The 17,550-nt window shown below is 72.6% G+C and carries 14 protein-coding genes; 11 read left to right on the forward strand and 3 right to left on the reverse strand.

Going from position 1 to position 17,550, the window contains the following annotated elements:
* The 7 genes from G5C62_RS18220 to G5C62_RS18250 all read left to right on the forward strand — a co-directional run.
* Positions 1-568, forward strand: a 568-nt coding sequence (locus tag G5C62_RS18220) for an NADH-quinone oxidoreductase subunit J (protein ID WP_346774130.1), incomplete at its 5' end; no start/stop codon positions are given.
* A complete protein-coding gene (gene nuoK / locus G5C62_RS18225; RefSeq protein ID WP_036333187.1) occupies positions 565-864 on the forward strand; it encodes an NADH-quinone oxidoreductase subunit NuoK in 300 nt (99 codons plus the stop codon). The genes G5C62_RS18220 and nuoK, both read left to right, overlap by 4 nt.
* A gap of 19 nt (positions 865-883) precedes the next feature.
* Positions 884-2,800 (forward strand): NADH-quinone oxidoreductase subunit L, encoded by a 1,917-nt coding sequence (gene nuoL / locus G5C62_RS18230; protein ID WP_164702144.1) that lies wholly within the window; start codon positions 884-886, stop codon positions 2,798-2,800.
* A gap of 40 nt (positions 2,801-2,840) precedes the next feature.
* Entirely contained in the window at positions 2,841-4,580 is a 1,740-nt protein-coding gene (locus G5C62_RS18235; protein WP_164702145.1) for an NADH-quinone oxidoreductase subunit M, read from the forward strand.
* Entirely contained in the window at positions 4,580-6,124 is a 1,545-nt protein-coding gene (nuoN, locus tag G5C62_RS18240; protein ID WP_036333191.1) for an NADH-quinone oxidoreductase subunit NuoN, read from the forward strand. The genes G5C62_RS18235 and nuoN overlap by 1 nt, the downstream gene beginning before the upstream one ends.
* Before the next feature lie 74 nt (positions 6,125-6,198).
* Positions 6,199-7,275, forward strand: coding sequence for a polyprenyl synthetase family protein (locus G5C62_RS18245; protein WP_164702146.1), 1,077 nt, complete (start codon positions 6,199-6,201; stop codon positions 7,273-7,275).
* A 51-nt stretch (positions 7,276-7,326) separates the two neighbouring features.
* The gene (locus tag G5C62_RS18250) at positions 7,327-8,496 is read left to right on the forward strand and encodes a PQQ-dependent sugar dehydrogenase (protein ID WP_164702147.1); all 1,170 of its coding nucleotides are present in this window, start codon (positions 7,327-7,329) and stop codon (positions 8,494-8,496) included.
* Here the strand turns inward: G5C62_RS18250 and G5C62_RS18255 are convergent.
* A complete protein-coding gene (locus tag G5C62_RS18255) occupies positions 8,480-9,166 on the reverse strand; it encodes a pyridoxamine 5'-phosphate oxidase family protein (protein ID WP_164702148.1) in 687 nt (228 codons plus the stop codon). The two genes, G5C62_RS18250 and G5C62_RS18255, sit on opposite strands and share 17 nt — an antisense overlap.
* 126 nt (positions 9,167-9,292) lie before the next feature.
* Between G5C62_RS18255 and G5C62_RS18260 the strand changes: the two genes are divergently transcribed.
* Entirely contained in the window at positions 9,293-10,615 is a 1,323-nt protein-coding gene (locus G5C62_RS18260; RefSeq protein WP_241175973.1) for a PLP-dependent aminotransferase family protein, read from the forward strand.
* Between the two features lie 60 nt (positions 10,616-10,675).
* Here G5C62_RS18260 and G5C62_RS18265 read toward each other — a convergent pair whose 3' ends face one another.
* Together G5C62_RS18265 and G5C62_RS18270 are read right to left on the reverse strand one after the other, a co-directional pair.
* Positions 10,676-11,800: a 2-oxoacid:ferredoxin oxidoreductase subunit beta gene (locus G5C62_RS18265; protein WP_231557958.1), complete on the reverse strand. Its 1,125-nt coding sequence runs from the start codon at positions 11,798-11,800 to the stop codon at positions 10,676-10,678.
* Complete coding sequence (locus G5C62_RS18270) at positions 11,797-13,770, reverse strand: 2-oxoacid:acceptor oxidoreductase subunit alpha (RefSeq protein WP_164702149.1); 1,974 nt, start codon at positions 13,768-13,770, stop codon at positions 11,797-11,799. Before G5C62_RS18270 ends, G5C62_RS18265 begins: the two co-directional genes overlap by 4 nt.
* Positions 13,771-13,982: 212 nt before the next feature.
* On the opposite strand from G5C62_RS18270, the gene htpX reads away from it, so the two are divergent.
* The 3 genes from htpX to G5C62_RS18285 all read left to right on the forward strand — a co-directional run bounded on the left by htpX (position 13,983) and on the right by G5C62_RS18285 (position 16,949).
* Positions 13,983-14,846: a zinc metalloprotease HtpX gene (gene htpX, locus G5C62_RS18275; RefSeq protein WP_164702150.1), complete on the forward strand. Its 864-nt coding sequence runs from the start codon at positions 13,983-13,985 to the stop codon at positions 14,844-14,846.
* A 276-nt stretch (positions 14,847-15,122) separates the two neighbouring features.
* Entirely contained in the window at positions 15,123-15,413 is a 291-nt protein-coding gene (locus G5C62_RS18280) for a Smr/MutS family protein (RefSeq protein WP_241175974.1), read from the forward strand.
* 729 nt (positions 15,414-16,142) lie between these two features.
* Positions 16,143-16,949, forward strand: coding sequence for a GAF and ANTAR domain-containing protein (locus G5C62_RS18285; protein WP_241175975.1), 807 nt, complete (start codon positions 16,143-16,145; stop codon positions 16,947-16,949).
* Positions 16,950-17,550 lie beyond the last annotated feature (601 nt).

Genomic DNA, 17,550 nt, shown 5'->3' on the forward strand with positions numbered 1-17,550 from the left:
GGCGGCGATCGTCCTGGGCATCGGCTTCGCCGGGCTGGTGGGCGCCGGTGTCGCGCGGGGCGCCGAGGACCTGCCGGTGATCGGTCTCGCGGCGGTGCAGGACACCGCGGGCGGGCCGGCCGCCGGCAACGTCGAGGCGATCGCCGCCGTCCTCTACGGGCGCTTCGTGCTTGCCTTCGAGGTCACCGGTGCGCTGCTCATCGTGGCCGCGGTGGGCGCGCTGATGCTCACCCACGCCGAACGGGAGCCCGGCGTCCTGCGCAGCCAGAAGGAGCGCTCCCGCGCCCGGTTCCTCACCGACCGGCCGCAGACGCTGCCCGGGCCCGGCGTCTACGCGCGGGCCAACTCCATCGCCGCGCCCGGCCGGCTGCCCGACGGCGGTCTCGCGCCGAGCAGCTTCGCGACCGGGGTCGAGCCCGTGCGGGTCGACGAGCTGCCGCGCACCGGCAGCGTCGGGGCCGAGCGGGAGGGACTGCCGCACGCCGGGGGCACCGACGCCGCGCTCGGCACGATCGGCGGCGGCACCACCGGCCCGGTCCCCGGCAGCGGAGAGGGCGCGCCCCGATGACCATCACGAACTACCTGGTGCTGGCCGCGATCCTGTTCACCATCGGCGCGGTCGGCGTCCTGGTCCGGCGCAACGCGATCGTCGTGTTCATGTGCATCGAGCTGATGCTCAACTCGGTGAACCTCACGCTGATCACCTTCGCCCGGAGCACCGGGACGGTCGAGGGCCAGGTCATCGCCCTGTTCGTGATGGTCGTCGCCGCCGCGGAGGTGGTCATCGGCCTGGCGATCATCATGTCGATCTACCGCACCCGCCGCTCGGCCTCGGTCGACGACGTCAACCTGCTGAAGTACTGAGCGGAACGGGAGCACAGGGGTGAACGAGGTCGTGCCTGCGTCGGTCCCGGTCGACGGGCTGTTGTCCGTCGCGTGGCTGGTGATCGTGCTGCCGCTGGCCGGTGCGGCGCTCTTGCTGCTTGGCGGGCGGCGTACCGACCGCTGGGGGCACCTGCTGGCCACCGGCACCGTGGTCGCGGCGTTCGCTCTCGCGCTCGCCTGCACCCTCGCGCTGACCGAGCGCGCCGGCCGCACGGTGAGCCTGGACCTGTTCACCTTCATCGACACCGGCAACCTCGACGTCACCGCCGGGCTGCTGTTCGACCCGCTATCGGCGGCCTTCGCCCTGCTGATCACCGGGGTCGGTGCGCTGATCCACGTCTACTCGATCGGCTACATGGCGCACGACCCCGGCCGCCGCCGGTTCTTCGCCTACCTCAACCTGTTCGTCGCGGCGATGCTGCTGCTGGTCCTGGGCAACAGCTACGTGGCCCTCTACGTCGGCTGGGAGGGCGTCGGCCTGGCGTCCTACCTGCTCATCGCGTTCTGGCACACCCGCCCGGCGGCCGCCACGGCGGCCAAGAAGGCGTTCCTGATGAACCGGGTCGGGGACGTCGGCCTGGCGCTGGCGATCTTCCTGATGTTCGCCCAGCTCGGGACGACGTCCTACGCCGGCGTCTTCGGCTCGGTCGGGCTGCTCGCCGGCGGCACCGTCACCGCCATCGGGCTGCTCCTGCTGCTCGGCGCCTGCGGCAAGTCCGGCCAGTTCCCGCTGCAGGCCTGGCTGCCCGACGCGATGGAGGGCCCGACGCCGGTCTCGGCGCTCATCCACGCGGCCACGATGGTGACCGCCGGGGTCTACCTGATCGCCCGCAGCGCCCCCGTCTACGACGCCACGCCCACCGCCCGCACCGTCGTCCTGGCCGTCGGCGCGGTCACCCTGCTGATCGGGGCCATCGCCGGCTGCGCCCACGACGACATCAAGAAGGTGCTGGCCTACTCCACGGTCAGCCAGATCGGCTACATGTTCCTGGCCGTGGGGCTCGGGCCGGTCGGCTACGCGGCCGCCATCGCCCACCTGCTGGCACACGGCTTCTTCAAGGCCGGGCTGTTCCTCGGCGCGGGCTCGGTGATGCACGCGATGGACGACTCCGTGGACATGCGCCGCTTCGGCGGCCTGGCCAGGAAGCTGCCGATCACCTTCGTCACCTTCGGGCTGGGCTACCTGGCGCTGATCGGCTTCCCCTTCCTGTCCGGCTGGTGGACCAAGGACGCGATCATCGAGGCGGCGCTGGACCGCGGCGGCGTCTCCGGCTGGGTGCTCGGCGGGGTCGCCGTCCTCGGCGCCGGGCTCACCGCCTTCTACATGACCCGGCTGATGCTGATGACCTTCTTCGGCCGCCCGCGCTGGGAGGAGGGCGTGCACCCGCACGAGGCCCCGGCGTCGATGACGGCGCCGATGGTGCTGCTGGCCTTCGGGTCGGTCGCCGCGGGTTTCCTGCTGGTGTCGGTCTTCCCGCTCAGCGGCTGGCTGGAGCCGGTGTTCGGCGAGCCGGAGGAGGCCGCGCACCTGGTGTCGCCGCTGGTGGTCAGCATCGTCGTCACGATCGTCGTCGCCCTCGGGGCGCTCACGGCCTGGCTGTTCGTCGGCCGCCGCGAGGTGCCGACGACGGCGCCGGCCCGCGTCTCGCCGGTGGTCACCGCCGCGCGCCGCGGGCTCTACGCCGACACGGTCAACGAGTCGCTCGTCATGCGCCCCGGGATGTGGCTGACCCGCGCGCTGGTCTGGCTGGACGCCCGCGGGGTGGACGGCGCGGTCAACGGCGCGGCCGCCGCCCTGGGCGGCGGCTCGGCCCGGCTGGGCCGGGTGCAGACCGGGTTCGTCCGCAGCTACGCCCTCGGCATCCTCGGCGGCGCGGTGCTGGTCGCCGGCGCGCTGGTCGCGGTGACGGCATGACCACCCTGAACACCCCCACCCGCGGAGAGGCGGCCCGGCCGTGACCGACGTCCCCTGGCTGGTCCTGATGATCGTCGTCCCGGCGGTCGGTGCTGCCGTGGTCGCGGCGCTGCCGGCCGCCCGGGAGGCGCTGGCCCGCCAGCTCGCCCTGGCGGTGAGCCTGCTGGTCCTGCTGCTCGCCGTGCTGACCACCGTCGCCTTCGACCCCGGCGGCGAGCGCTTCCAGCTGACCACCTCGGTGGCCTGGATCCCCGACTTCGGGGTCGACTTCGCCCTCGGCGTCGACGGCATCGCGCTGTCCATGCTGCTGCTGATCGGCGTGCTGGTGCCGGTCGTCGTGGGCGCCTCGTGGCGGGACACCCCGCTGCCCCGGCCGGGCCGCCCGGCGCGGTCGATGACCGCCTTCTGGGCGTGGCTGCTGCTGCTCGAGTCGCTGATGGTCGGGGTCTTCGCCGCCACCGACGTCTTCCTGTTCTACGTCTTCTTCGAAGCGATGCTCGTGCCGATGTACTTCCTGATCGGCAGCTTCGGGGGTGCGAACCGGCAGTACGCCGCGGTCAAGTTCTTCCTGTACAGCCTGCTCGGCGGGCTGGTCATGCTCGCCTCGGTGATCGGGCTGTACGTGGTCAGCAACTCCCAGCTCGGGGAGGGCACGTTCGCCTTCGACGCGCTGCGCCAGTTGGAGATCGACCCGAACGTGCAGAAGCTGCTGTTCGCCGGCTTCTTCCTCGCCTTCGCCATCAAGGCACCGCTGGTGCCCTTCCACACCTGGCTGCCCGACTCGGGGGCCGAGGCACCCATCGGCGGCGCCGTGCTCCTGGTCGGCGTGCTGGACAAGGTCGGCACCTTCGGCTTCCTGCGCTACTGCCTCCCGCTGTTCCCCGACGCCTCCCGCGACCTGGCCCCCTGGGTGCTGGTGCTCGCCGTGGCCGGGATCATCTACGCGGCGCTGCTGGCCGTCGGGCAGAGCGACATGAAGCGGCTGGTGTCCTACACCTCGATCGCGCACTTCGGCTTCATCGCGCTGGGCATCTTCGCCTTCACCACCGAGGCAGCCACCGGCGCGGTGCTCTACATGTTCAACCACGGCATCGCCACCGGCCTGCTGTTCATCGTCGTCGGCATGGTCATCGCCCGCGGCGGCTCCCGGCAGATCCGCGACTACGGGGGCCTGGCGGCCAAGACGCCGCTGCTGGCCGGGGTCTTCCTGCTCGCCGGGCTGGCCTCCCTCGCGCTGCCGGGCACCAACAGCTTCGTCAGCGAGTTCCTGGTGCTGATCGGGGCGTTCCCGACCCGCCCGGTGTTCACGATCATCGCCACCGTGGGGATCGTGCTGGCCGCCCTCTACGTGCTGCTGATGTACCAGCGGGTCATGCACGGGCCGCCGCGCGGCGTGCTGCTGGTCGACGAGGACGGTCCTGCTGATCACGGTCCTGCTGATCACGGTCCTGCTGATTACGGCCCTGCTGGTCACGGCGCTGGCGAGCACGGCGCCCGGGGCGGCGCCACCGCCGTCCCCGAGCGCGGTGCCGGCGGGGCGACCGCGGTGCTGGAGGCGCCGGCGCGGGCCCGGGTGCTGGCGGTCCGTGACCTGTCCGGGCGGGAGATCGCCGTCGTCACGCCGCTGGTCGCCCTGATCCTGGTGCTCGGGGTGTACCCGCAGCCGCTGATCGACCTGGTCAGCCCGGCGGTCGAGGCGACCATGAGCGACATCGGCGTCGACCCCGGGGGCAGCACGCCTGCTGCACCGGGCAGCACCGGGACCGGGGGAACCGACTGATGGGCGCCATCGAGGCACCGGACCTGTCCTATGCAGCGCTCGCACCGCTGCTGTTCGTCTTCGGCGCCGCGTGCGTCGGCGTCCTGGTCGAGGCGTTCACGCCCCGGTCCGTGCGCCATCCCGTGCAGGTGACGATCGCCCTGGTCGGCACCGTCGGGGCCTTCGTCGCCACGCTGCTGCTGGCCGGCACCGAGGAGGTCACCGCCGCCGGGGCGCTGGCCGTCGACGGGCCGGCCCTCTTCCTGCAGGGGACGATCGCCGTTCTCGGCGCGCTGTCGGTCCTGCTGTTCAGCGAGCGCGCCCTGGACCCGGCCCGCTCGGCGTTCGTCGCCGCCGCCGCGGTCCCGGCCGGCAGCGTCCGGGACCGTGAGCTGGCCACCTCCGAGCGGGTGCAGACCGAGGCCTACCCGCTGGCATCCTTCGCCATCGGCGGCATGATGCTGTTCACCGCCGCCAACGACCTGCTGATCATGTTCGTGGCGCTCGAGGTGCTCAGCCTGCCGCTGTACCTGCTGTCCGGGCTGGCCCGCCGCCGCCGGCTGCTGTCCCAGGAGGCGGCGGTCAAGTACTTCCTGCTCGGCGCCTTCGCCTCGGCGTTCTTCCTGTACGGGCTGGCCCTGGTCTACGGCGCGACCGGGAGCGTGCGGCTGTCCGACGTGCGGGTGGCCGTGGTCACCGAGGGCGGCAGCGCCCTGATGGTGATCGGGCTGGGCCTGCTCGTGGTCGGGCTGATGTTCAAGGCCAGCGTCGCGCCCTTCCACAGCTGGACCCCCGACGTCTACCAGGGCGCCCCCACCGCGGTGACCGCCTTCATGGCCGCGGCCACCAAGGTCGCCGCCTTCGGGGCGGTGCTGCGGCTGCTCTACGTGGCCTTCGGCACCGCCGACTGGACCTGGCGCCCGCTGGTCTACGCCCTGGCGATCGCGTCCATGGTGGTCGGCGCGGTGCTCGGGCTCACCCAGACCGACGTCAAGCGGATGCTGGCCTACTCCTCGATCGCCCACGCCGGCTTCCTGCTCACCGGGGTCATCGGCCTCGGCCCGGACGGCACCGGCTACGGGCTGGCCGCGACCATGTTCTACCTGGTCACCTACGGCCTCACCACGCTCGGCGCGTTCGGCCTGGTCACCCTGGTCCGGGACGGCGACGGCGAGGCCACCCACCTCTCCCAGTGGGCCGGCCTGGCCCAGCGCTCCCCGCTGGTGGCCGCGCTGATGTCCTTCTTCCTGCTGGCCCTCGCCGGCATCCCGCTCACCAGTGGGTTCACCGGCAAGTTCGCCGTCTTCCGGGCCGCCATCGAGGCCGGCGCCTGGCCGCTCGTCGTCACCGCCCTGGTCGCCAGTGCGATCGCGGCGTTCTTCTACCTGCGGGTGGTCGTGCTCATGTACTTCTCCGACCCCGCGCCCGACGGCCCCACCGTCGGCGTGCCCGGCATGCCGACCACGATCGTGCTCGCGGTCACCGCGGCCGCGACGCTCGTGCTCGGCGTCCTGCCCGGCGCGGTGCTCGAGCTGGCAGAGTCGGCCGCGGTGTTCGTCGGCTGACCGGCTCCCGACGGCCCGGCCGGCGGCAGGCCGGTGCGCCGGGGGCCGTGCGCGGCGGCTATCTTCGTCGGTTGATGACCGGAGCCGGCACCACCAGCCCCCAGGGCGGCGGACGCGACCCCCAGCGGGAGGGCCAGTCCTGGCACCGGCCCGCCAGCCCGGCCTCGACGATCGGCCCCTGGCTGCCCGACGGTGAGCTCGGTGAGGCCCTGTCCGACGGGCTGGCGCGGGTGGAGGCCCGGCTGGCCTCCTCGGTCGCCAGCGAGCACGCGTTCGTGAACGAGGCCGCCGGTCACCTGATGGCCGCCGGCGGCAAGCGGTTCCGGCCGCTGCTGGCCCTGCTCGCCGCCCAGCTCGGCGACGCGGACGCCCCCGAGGTGGTCGACGCGGCCGTGGTCTGCGAGCTGACCCACCTGGCCACGCTGTACCACGACGACGTGATGGACGAGGCCTCCGTCCGCCGGGGCGCCCCGAGCGCGAACAGCCGCTGGACCAACAGCGTCGCCATCCTGACCGGCGACTTCCTCTTCGCCCGGGCGTCGGACCTGCTCGCCGACCTCGGTCCGGAGGCCGTCCGGGTGCAGGCCCGGACGTTCGAGCGACTGGTCACCGGGCAGCTGCGGGAGACCGTCGGCGCCCAGCCGGGCGAGGACGCCGTCGACCACCACCTCGGGGTGCTGGCCGACAAGACCGGGTCCCTGGTCGCCACCTCCGCCCGCTTCGGTGCCTCGTTCGCCGGCGCCGCCCCGGAGCTGGTCACCGCGCTGACCGCGTTCGGTGAGGAGGTCGGGGTGGCCTTCCAGCTCTCCGACGACCTGATCGACATCGTCAGCGAGGCCGGGGTGTCCGGGAAGCGCCCCGGCACCGACCTGCGCGAGGGGATCGCCACCCTGCCGGTGCTGTTCGCCCTGGCCGGCGAGGACCCGGCCGAGGCCCGGCTCCGCGAGCTGGTGGCCGGCCCGGTCGTCGACGACGCCGAGCACGCCGAGGCGCTCGCCCTGCTGCGCAGCTCGACCTCGCTCGCCCGGGCCACCGCGGTGCTCGGCGAGTACGCCGACCGGGCCCGCAACCGGTTGACGGCGGTGCCCGACGGCCCGGTGCGGGAGGCCCTCTCCGGGTTGTGCACGTACGTGGTGACCCGCACCAGCTGAGAAAGGACCCCCATGCCCCCCACCGCTCGCAGGCTGGCGGCGGGACCCTGCATGGGGGCCGTGCTGCTGCTCGTCGCCTGCGGTGCCACCGACTCCGGCTCTGCCGACACCGACGCGGCCGCCCCTGCGCCGGTGTCCGCACCCACCGGTGCCCCCGCGCTGGACGTCGAGGTGGTGCTCGACGGGCTCGACCACCCCTGGGACGTCGCCCAGGCGCCGGACGGCACGCTGCTGCTTGATGAGCGCGCCGGCGGCCTGACCGCGGTGCTGCTCGACGGCGAGGCGCGCACGCTGGACGCGGACTTCGACGACCTGTTCGCCGAGGGGGAGACCGGCCTGATGGGCCTGGCCCTGGACCCGACCTTCGCCGACAACCGGCGCTTCTACACCTGCCAGGGCGTGGAGTCCGCCGATGGCGCCGGGACCCAGGCGCCGGAGATCCAAGTGATCGCCTGGACCGTGGACGAGGGGTGGACCACCGCCACCCGGGTCGCCGACCCGCTGCTGGGCGGCATCCCGGTCAACGCCGACAGCGGCCGGCACGGCGGGTGCCGGGTCGAGTTCGGCCCCGACGGCGCGCTCTTCGTCGGGACGGGTGACAACGCCCTCGGGACCAACCCCCAGGACCTCGGCTCACTCGCCGGCAAGGTGCTCCGGATCGACCCGGACACCGGTGAGGCCCTGCCGGACAACCCGTTCACCGCCGACGCCGACGCCGCTGACCGGATCTGGACGTACGGGCACCGCAACCTGCAGGGCCTGGCCGTGCACCCCGACTCCGGCCAGGTGTACTCGGTGGAGCACGGGCCCGACCGGGACGACGAGGTGAACCTGCTCCAGCCGGGTGCCGACCACGGCTGGGACCCGGTCGGGGCGGGCGTGTACGACGAGAGCGTGCCGATGACCGCCCCCGGCGCAGTGCCCGCGGTCTGGTCCTCCGGCGAGCCGACCATCGCGCCGTCCGGGGCGACGTTCCTCGACGGGGAGGCCTGGGGTGACTACGACGGGCTGCTGCTCATCGGCGTGCAGAAGGACACCGGCGTCCTCGCGCTCCGGCTGACCGATGACGGCGAGCTCGTCGAGTCCTTCCGGCTGCCCGAGCTCGAGGACGCCCACGGCCGCATCCGCACCCCCGAGCAGGGGCAGGACGGCGCGCTCTACGTCACCACCGACAACGGCGACGGCGAGGACCAGCTGCTCCGGGTCACCCCGGCCAGCTGAGCGCACGGTCCCGCACCCGGGGCGGCACCGGCACCCCGGCCGGGAGCAGCGGATCGGGCTCCGGCTCGCCGAGCACGGTGCGCAGCGGCAGGACCCCGGCCCACACCGGCGCCGGGCCGGCATCGGCCGCCAGGTCGCGCTCGTCGTCCCCGGGCGGACCGGTGCGCACCTTCAGGCTCGCCTCGGCGAGGTCCAGCGCCAGGACGGCGGTGGCGGCCAGTTCCCGGCGGTCCGGCTGCCGGGTCGCCGTCCAGGAGCCCGGCGCCAGTTGCTCGGTCAGCGCCGCCAGCGCGCGCAGCCGCTCGGCGGGGTCGGTGACCAGCTGCGCGGTGCCGTGCACGACGGCGCAGCGGTAGTTCATCGAGTGGTGGAAGGACGAGCGCGCGTAGACGACGCCGTCGACGTGGGTGACGGTGAAGGCCACCGGCTGGCCGGCCGCGGCGGCGCGCAGGGTGGCCGCGCCGGTCGAGCCGTGCAGGTAGAGGGTGTCGCCGACCCGGCCGTACCCGGTGGGCAGCACCACCGGCGCGCCGTCGAGCACGACACCCAGGTGGCCGACGAGCCCGGCGTCCAGCACGGCGTACAGCTCCGCGCGGTCGGTGCGGGCCCGCCGAGCTCCGCGGCGGATGGTGCTGCGGGCGGTGGAGGAGAGCGGGGCTGGGACGTCCATGCCCCCAACGTGCAGCACGCAGTGGCATCCTCCAAGGGCCATTCCGCCGCTTTTCCGCCAGGCCACCGGAGGTGTCCGCTGATCGACGTCCCGCCCGTCGTCCTCGACCGGTCGGCCGCGAGGCCGTTGTCGGCGCAGCTGGCCGACGGGCTGCGGGAGGCCGCCGTGGCCGGTGCACTGCGCCCGGGTGACCGACTGCCGTCCACCCGGGAGCTGGCCGCGGCGTTGCGGGTCAGCAGGACGGTCACCGCAGCCGCCTACGACCAGCTGCTGGCCGAGGGGTGGGCTGCCGGGCGCCGCGGGGTGGGCACGTTCGTGGTCGGCTCCGTGCTGGCCCGACCGGCACCGGCCCGCGCCGGCCTGGCCGCGCCGACGGCGGGTCCGACGCTCGTCGACCTGCGGGCCGGATCGCCCTGTCTCGAGGTGCTGGACCAGGCGGCCTGGCGGCGTGCCTGGCGCGCTGCTGGGGACGGCGCGCCCGATGCCACCACCGAGTCGGCCGGGGACCCGGCCTTCCGCGCCGCCGTCGCCGAGCACCTGCTGCGCCACCGGGGGTTGTCGGCCACCGCAGCCGACGTGCTGGCCACGTCCGGCACCTCGGCCGCCGTGGCCGAGGTCGCCCGCGTCCTGCCCCCGGGCAGCCGGGTCGGGGTGGAGGACCCGGGGTACCAGCGGGTCGTCGGTGCGCTGATCGACGCCGGGGTGCAGCCGGTGCCCGTCCCCGTCGACCGCGACGGCCTGGTCGTCGCCGCGGTGCCGGCCGGGGTGGCCGCCGTCTACTGCACCCCGGCCCACCAGTACCCGCTCGGCCTGCGGATGTCGGCAGCCCGGCGGCTGGACCTCGTCGCCCGCGCCCGCACCGAGGGCTGGTGGGTGCTGGAGGACGACTACGACGGCGAGCTGCGCTACGACGTCGCTCCGCTGCCGCTGCTGGGTGCCCTGGGGCCGGACGTCGTCGTCCACCTCGGCACCACCAGCAAGATCGTGAGCCCGACCCTGGGTGCCGGCTGGCTGGTGGCGCCACCGGGCCTGCGCGCCGTCCTGCTCGCCCGGCGGACCAGGACGGGCACCCGCCCGGCTCGGGCCGGTCAGCGGGTCCTCGCCGCGCTGGCCGACTCCGGCGACCTCGCCCGGCACCTGCGGCGGCTGCGCCGCGAGCTCGCCGGCCGCCGGGCGGAGGTGCTCGCGTCGGTGACCGCGGCCGGCTGCCTGGCGGAGGGAGACCCCGCCGGAGCCCACGTGCTGGTGCCGCTGCCCGACCGTGGGACGGAGGCGGCGGTCATCGCGGCGGCTGCGGCCCGCGGGGTGGCCCTGGACGGGCTGGGGCGGCACCACCTGGCCGGCGCCCACGGGGACCGGGCCGGGCTGGTGCTCGGGTTCGCCCACCCCACCAGGGGCGAGCTCGCCGGGGCCCTGGCGGTGCTCACCGAGCTGCTCCGCAGGGCATGAACGCCGGTGGCCCAGGACCGGAGAGGTCCTGGGCCACCGGCGTTCAGCGGTCGACTCGGATCAGCTGACGGTCCAGCTGTCGCTGCCGGCCAGCAGGGCGTCGAGGTCGGCGGGCTCCTGGGCCGCGGCGTCCTCGAGCTGGTCGGCCATCATCCGGTCGTACGTAGGCTTGGCCACCGACCGGAAGACGCCCATCGGGCTGTAGCGCAGGTCCTGGCTGGACAGCCGGGACAGCGCGAAGGCGTACGACGGGTCCTCGCGGTGCGCGTCGTGCACCACGATCTGGCTCGCGTCGACCTGGTTGGTCTCGGCGATCCGCAGGCCGCCGAAGTCGTCGCGGACGACGCAGGAGGCGCCCCCCGGGCCGAAGACCAGCGGCTCGCCGTGCACCAGCGGGATGGTCCACATCGGGCCGGTGGCCGGGTCCTTGAGCAGCTCGAAGGCGCCGTCGTTGAAGATGTTGCAGTTCTGGTAGATCTCCACCAGCGACGTGCCCTGGTGCTCGGCGGCCTGGCGCAGCACGTCGGTGAGGCCCTTGCGGTCGGAGTCCATCGCCCGGCCGACGAAGGTCGCGTCCGCGCCCAGCGCGAGCGACACCGGGTTGAACGGGGCGTCGATCGAGCCCATCGGGGTGGACTTGGTGACCTTCCCGACCTCCGACGTCGGCGAGTACTGCCCCTTGGTGAGCCCGTAGATCCGGTTGTTGAACAGCAGGATCGTCAGGTTCACGTTGCGGCGCAGGGTGTGGATCAGGTGGTTGCCGCCAATGGACAGCGCATCGCCGTCCCCGGTGACGACCCACACCGACAGGTCCGGGCGGGAGGCGGCCAGTCCGGTCGCGATGGCCGGGGCCCGGCCGTGGATCGAGTGCATCCCGTAGGTGTTCATGTAGTACGGGAATCGGGAGGAGCACCCGATGCCCGACACGATGACCATGTCCTCGCGGGCGATGCCGAGGCTGGGCAGGAAGCTCTGGACCGCGTTGAGGATGACGTAGTCACCGCACCCCGGGCACCAGCGCACCTCCTGGTCGGTCTTGAGGTCCTTGGCCTTCAGCGTCGTCTGCTTCGGGCCGTTCGCCGCGACCGAGGCGTCGATGGCGCCGGAGATCGTGGTGACGTCCGGACCTGCGGCGGGCATGCCGAGGTCGTGCACGTGGGCGTTGGTGGACTCGATGGCGGTCACAGTGCCGCTCCCGTCTGTGCAGGGGTGTCGGAGCCGGTGTCGAGGGTGGCGACCGTCCCGGTGGTCCCGTCGATGACGTCCTGGAACACGGCAGCCAGTTCGGCGGCGCGGAACGGCAGCCCGCGCACCTGGGTGTGGCTGTGCACGTCGACCAGGTACTTGGCCCGCAGGACCATGGCCAGCTGACCGAGGTTCATCTCGGGGCAGACGACCCGGTCGTACCGGGCGAGGATCTCGCCCAGGTCGGCCGGCAGCGGGTTGAGGTGGCGCAGGTGCACCTGGGCGATCGAACGGCCCGAGGCGCGGATCCGACGGCAGGCAGCGCCGATCGGTCCGTAGGTGGAGCCCCAGCCGATGACGGCCACCCGGGCGTCGCCGTCCGGGTCGTCGACCTCGGTCGCCGGGATCGAGGCGGCGATGCCGTCGACCTTGGCCTGCCGGGTGCGGGTCATGAAGTCGTGGTTCTCCGGGTCGTAGGAGATGTTCCCGGTCTTGTCGGCCTTCTCCAGCCCACCGATCCGGTGCTGCAGCCCCGCCGTCCCGGGGACCGCCCAGGGCCGGGCCAGGGTCTCCGGGTCACGCAGGTAGGGGAGGAACTCGCCGTCCTCACCGTTGGGCTCGGTGGCGAACTCCGTGCGCAGGTCGGGGAGCTCGTCGGTGGCCGGGATCGACCACGGCTCGGCGCCGTTGGCCAGGTAGCCGTCGGACAGCAGGATGACCGGCGTCCGGTAGGTCAGCGCGATCCGCGCTGCCTCCAGCGTGGCGTCGAAGCAGTCGCCGGGGGAGCGGGGCGCGATGACCGGCACCGGGGCCTCGCCGTTGCGGCCGTAGAGGGCCTGCAGCAGGTCCGACTGCTCGGTCTTGGTGGGCAGGCCGGTCGAGGGGCCGCCGCGCTGCACGTCGACGATGAGCAGCGGCAGCTCGGTCATCACGGCCAGGCCGATGGTCTCGGCCTTGAGCGCCACACCCGGACCGGACGTCGTCGTCACACCGAGCGCCCCACCGAAGGAGGCGCCCAGGGCCGCGCCGATGCCGGCGATCTCGTCCTCGGCCTGAAAGGTGCGCACGCCGTAGGCCTTGTGCTTGGACAGCTCGTGCAGGATGTCGCTGGCCGGGGTGATCGGGTAGGCCCCGAGGAACACCGGCAGGCCCGAGCGCTGCCCCGCGGCGACCAGGCCGTAGGAGAGCGCCTGGTTGCCGGAGATGTGCCGGTACTTGCCCGGGGCCATCGGAGCCGGCTTGACCTCGTAGGAGACCGCGAAGGCCTCCGTCGTCTCGCCGTAGTTGAACCCGGCGCGGAAGGCGGCGATGTTGGCCGCGGCGATCTGCGGCTTGCGGCGGAACTGCCGCTCCAGGAACCGGATCGTGCCCTCGGTGGGCCGGTGGTACATCCAGGACAGCAGGCCGAGGGTGAACATGTTCTTGCTGCGCTCGGCCTCCTTCTTGCCCAGGCCGGAGTCCGCGAGCGCATCGGTGGTCATCGAGGTCAGCGGCACGCTCACCAACTGCCACTTCTCCAGCGAGCCGTCCTCGAGCGGGTTGCTGGCGTAGCCCACCTTGGCCAGGTTCCGCGGGGTGAACTCGTCGGAGTCGGCGATCAGCAGGCCACCGCCGGGGAGGTCCACGAGGTTCGCCTTCAGCGCCGCCGGGTTCATCACGACCAGCACGTCCGGGGCGTCGCCCGGGGTCATGATGTCGTGGTCGGCGAAGTGCAGCTGGAAACTGCTGACCCCGGGGAGGGTGCCCGTCGGCGCCCGGATCTCGGCGGGGAAGTTCGGCAGCGTCGACAGGTCGTTGCCGAACGAGGCCGTCTCACTGGTGAAGCGGCCACCGGTGAGCTGCATCCCGTCGCCGGAGTCCCCGGCGAGCCGGATGACGACGCGATCGAGCTCGACGACGCTCTTCACCAGTCCGCCGGGGGCGGAGCTGTGGGCGGCAGCGTCGATGGCGGGGTCCAGGGCGGGGTGCATGCCAGGGGCAACACCGTTCGCGGCAGAGCTGATTCCGGGGTTGGTGCCAGTCATGTGTGAGGTACCTCCGACCCGCCAGGCTACGTGCGCGGCGCGCCGGGGGACCGGCTCGGCCGTCGACGTGAGGGAAGCCACACAGGGTCGGCTCACCTCACAGCCGGGCCCCAGCCCGCCGGGGGAACGGGGATCGGGCCGGCGGCGTTCTACCGCTCGTGCAACGCTGGAACAACGGACTGAAGACGGCCGTGCTGCTGGGCCTGATGGCCGGGGTCATCCTGCTGGTCGGCAGCTTCTTCGGCCGCGGCGGGCTGCTCATCGCGCTGGTGCTGGCGCTCGGCGTGAACGGCTGGGCGTACTTCAACTCCGACAAGCTGGCGCTGCGGGCCATGCGTGCCTTCCCGGTGACCGAGACCCAGGCCCCGCAGCTCTACGCGATCGTGCGCGAGCTCGCGACCGAGGCCCGTCAGCCCATGCCCCGGCTGTACGTGAGCCCCACGAACCAGCCCAACGCCTTCGCCACCGGCCGCAACCCGCGCAACGCCGCCGTCTGCTGCACCCAGGGCATCCTGGAGCTGCTGGACCGCCGGGAGCTGCGCGGCGTGCTGGCCCACGAACTCTCGCACGTCTACAACCGCGACATCCTGATCAGCTCGGTCGCCGGCGCCATGGCCACGGTGATCACCTACCTGGCGCACATGGCGATGTTCGCCTCGCTGTTCGGTGGCCGGTCCGAGGACCGGCAGGGCGGCGGGCTGGGTGGCCTGCTGCTGGTCTTCCTCGGCCCGGTCGCCGCGGGCCTGGTCCAGATGGCGGTCAGCCGCAGCCGGGAGTACCAGGCCGACGCCTCCGGTGCGCGGCTCAGCTGCGACCCGCTGGCGCTGGCCAGTGCGCTGTCCAAGCTCGAGCGCGGCGTGGCGGCCCGGCCGCTGCCGCAGGACGACCGGCTGGTGACCCAGAGCCACCTGATGATCGCCAACCCGTTCCGCGGGCAGGGGATGGCGTCGATGTTCGCCACCCACCCGCCGATGGCCGAGCGCATCGCCCGGCTGCAGCAGATGGCCCGGGAACTGGGCTGACGGCCCCTGCGCCGCGGCGCGGGGGCCGTCTCCCTCAGCTCAGCGGTAGTTGTCGTACTGATCCTCGGCGTGTTGCAGTGTGTGGCAAGTTGCGGAAAACGCGGTCTGACCTGCGCGTATGTGATTTGTCGTCGTTGACCGACCATGGCCTGGATTGGACCTCCTGCGGACTGTTTGCGGACCAAGATCCGTTCGCCCGTCGGTTCACGTTCCGCCTGGGCAGGCGCCGCCCTGGACCGGTCTCAAGCTGCGTCCCCGCTTCCTGGGGCGGGGGAGGTGGTCCTCGCCGCGCCGGGCGAGGACGATCGTTGGGTGAAGCTCAAGCTCGATCTCCACGACATCTACAACGGCGGTGGCGAGATCGACCGTGCGCTCCGCGCGATCATCGACGAGGCCGTCGCCAAGAGAGCGCCTCTGGTCGAGATCATCCCCGGGAAGGGGTCCGGCCAGCTGAAGAAGCGGGTGCTCCGCTTTCTGGATCGCAAGGACATCAAGGCGCTGTATCACCGGGTCGAGAAGGACTCCGGCAACTTCGGCCGGGTCTTCGTTCACTTCCGGTGGAAGTAGCGCTACCGAATGGACTGTCACTTCAAGAAGGCCGGGGACCGCCCACTGCTGTGGTCAGGGTGGGCGAGTGGGCCGGTAGGTGACCGTGCATCCTTGGCACGCTGGCGGAACGTGCCGGCCCACGCCGCGCCCGCAGCACTGCAGGCGCCAGGCGGGCTCGAGTTCCGTGTCAGCGGCGCGCGAGGTGAGGCCAGGTAGGAAGAGCCGCAGGACGCGCGCCCAGGAGTCTGAGAACGCCCCTGAGCTGCCGGTCACTCGTTGGCCCAGTGCGGTCGGTGGAGGGGTGTTGGCTGAGCGCTTCGTGACTGTATGGGGGCGGGCGGGGACGCCCGTCCACGGCACACGACGGCCCCTTGATCCGCGAGCCTCGTAGCGCTCGGCGCCGGGATGCCGCTTCACCCCGGCCGAGTGTTCCAGCTGGATCGGTCGCCGGAAGGGCGCTGCGCGTCCCTCCGGCATGCCCTTCGTCCACCCTTCCCCGACCCATTGCAGCCGGATGGGCTAGTTGTGGCAAGCGGTCAAATGTGCCGGGACGGGTGTGCCGCCGGACTTGGGTCGCACGGGCCCGATGCGCAATGCCACTTGCATGTGCGTAAGCTCGGGGAAAGCGTTCGGGATGCTCCGAGCGACGATGGTGCGTCGAATCATCGGCTGCATCAGCGCGGCACCCTTCGGGGGCCGTGGCCGCGGTCCCCAGCCCCCGGTTCTTACTTCAGACCGGAGGCCTTCGTGGCCGACAGGCATATCTCCCAACCCTCGAGCGCCGCCGATGCGCTGTTGCGCCTGGGCAGACTGTCCCTGCGCGAGTTGTCGATGGAAAGCCTGCTGCAGACGGTCGCCCACCTGGTCACGACCGTCCTGCCCGGCGACATCGAGGCGTCAGTGACGCTGCTGATCAAGGACGCGCCGTCGACGGTGGCCTGGACCGGGCAACTCGCCGTCGACCTCGACGAGCGGCAGTACGAGCGCGGCCACGGACCGTGCCTTCATGCTGCCCGCACCGGCGAGGTGACCGAGATCACCGACACCCGCACCGAGAGCCGCTGGCCGGACTACGTCCCGCGCGCGGCCGAGCGCGGGAACCTCAGTTCCCTGTCGATACCCCTGGTCATCGATGAGGAAGACGGCGTGTCCGGCGCGCTGAACCTGTACTCGCTGAAGCCTGACGGGTTCGATGAGAACAGCAGGTCCGTGGCAGTGGCGTTCGGTCCCCACGCCGCGGTGGCGGCCGGGAACGTGTACGCGTACCAGAGCGCCCGGAAGTTGGCCGACGGCTTGCAGACCGCCCTGGCGTCCCGAGCGGTCATCGAACAGGCCAAAGGCGTGCTGATCGAGCGCTACAAGGTGACGCCGGACCATGCGTTCCGACTGCTGGCTCTGGCGTCGATGAACGCCAACCGGAAGCTTCGCGACGTCGCCGTCGATCTCATGCTCACCGGCGAACTGCCCGTCGTGACGCCGCGAGATACCGATGGGCGCCCCCGGGACAGCCAGTCGCGAAGTCCCCTGGGCCCAGAAGCCCCGAAACACTCTTAGACAGCCGCAACCCCTCCGCACAGGGGTTGCGGTCAGGTCCTGCCGCTCCGCCTCCACGGGGCGGCGGGACCGCCCCCTCCCGGACGCTGCGCCTGCCCCTCCCACCACGGCCCAGGAAGGCCGGACGACAAGAGGGCCACGGCGGTGAAATTCGTACCGTGCGCCCCCACCCAGGAACCGCGTGCCATGCGAGACGCCCATACGTTGGCTGACGCGGTAGTCGTCGTGATCTCCCCCGCTAGGAGCCAAGCGAGCCGGATGGGCCGAGCGATCAGAGTGCGCGGTCGTCGGGTAGCCCCTGGCTTACCTGACCGCTCCAGCGGACCGTCACCGGTGAAGATCGTCTGGTGCCGTCCCTCAGCGGGCCGATCATTGCAAAATGTGGTGGGCTGGGCGGAGCCCGACCTACGCCATGGCATGCGGTTCGGGTCAGGTCCCACACGCGTGCAGCAGCTCGCGCGCGGGGCCGTCCATAGTGGCGTCCACCAAGGTGGTGTGCGACGGCCCCGGTGACCAGCGGGCCCTCCACATAGAGGCGGCCACCGCGTGATCTTCTGGATGACCTACCACAGTCCTTCAGGAGAGCTACGCGATGACCGCT

The sequence above is a fragment of the Modestobacter sp. KNN46-3 genome (genome assembly GCF_011039295.1).

What these genes read in the sequence shown, in the direction of transcription:
- nuoK (WP_036333187.1), top strand. Translation starts at nt 565, where the DNA reads ATGACCATCACGAACTACCTGGTGCTGGCCGCGATCCTGTTCACCATC.
- G5C62_RS18255 (WP_164702148.1), bottom strand. Translation starts at nt 9,166, where the DNA reads ATGGACGTCCCAGCCCCGCTCTCCTCCACCGCCCGCAGCACCATCCGC.
- G5C62_RS18270 (WP_164702149.1), bottom strand. Translation starts at nt 13,770, where the DNA reads ATGCACCCCGCCCTGGACCCCGCCATCGACGCTGCCGCCCACAGCTCC.
- nuoN (WP_036333191.1), top strand. Translation starts at nt 4,580, where the DNA reads ATGGGCGCCATCGAGGCACCGGACCTGTCCTATGCAGCGCTCGCACCG.
- G5C62_RS18245 (WP_164702146.1), top strand. Translation starts at nt 6,199, where the DNA reads ATGACCGGAGCCGGCACCACCAGCCCCCAGGGCGGCGGACGCGACCCC.
- G5C62_RS18250 (WP_164702147.1), top strand. Translation starts at nt 7,327, where the DNA reads ATGGGGGCCGTGCTGCTGCTCGTCGCCTGCGGTGCCACCGACTCCGGC.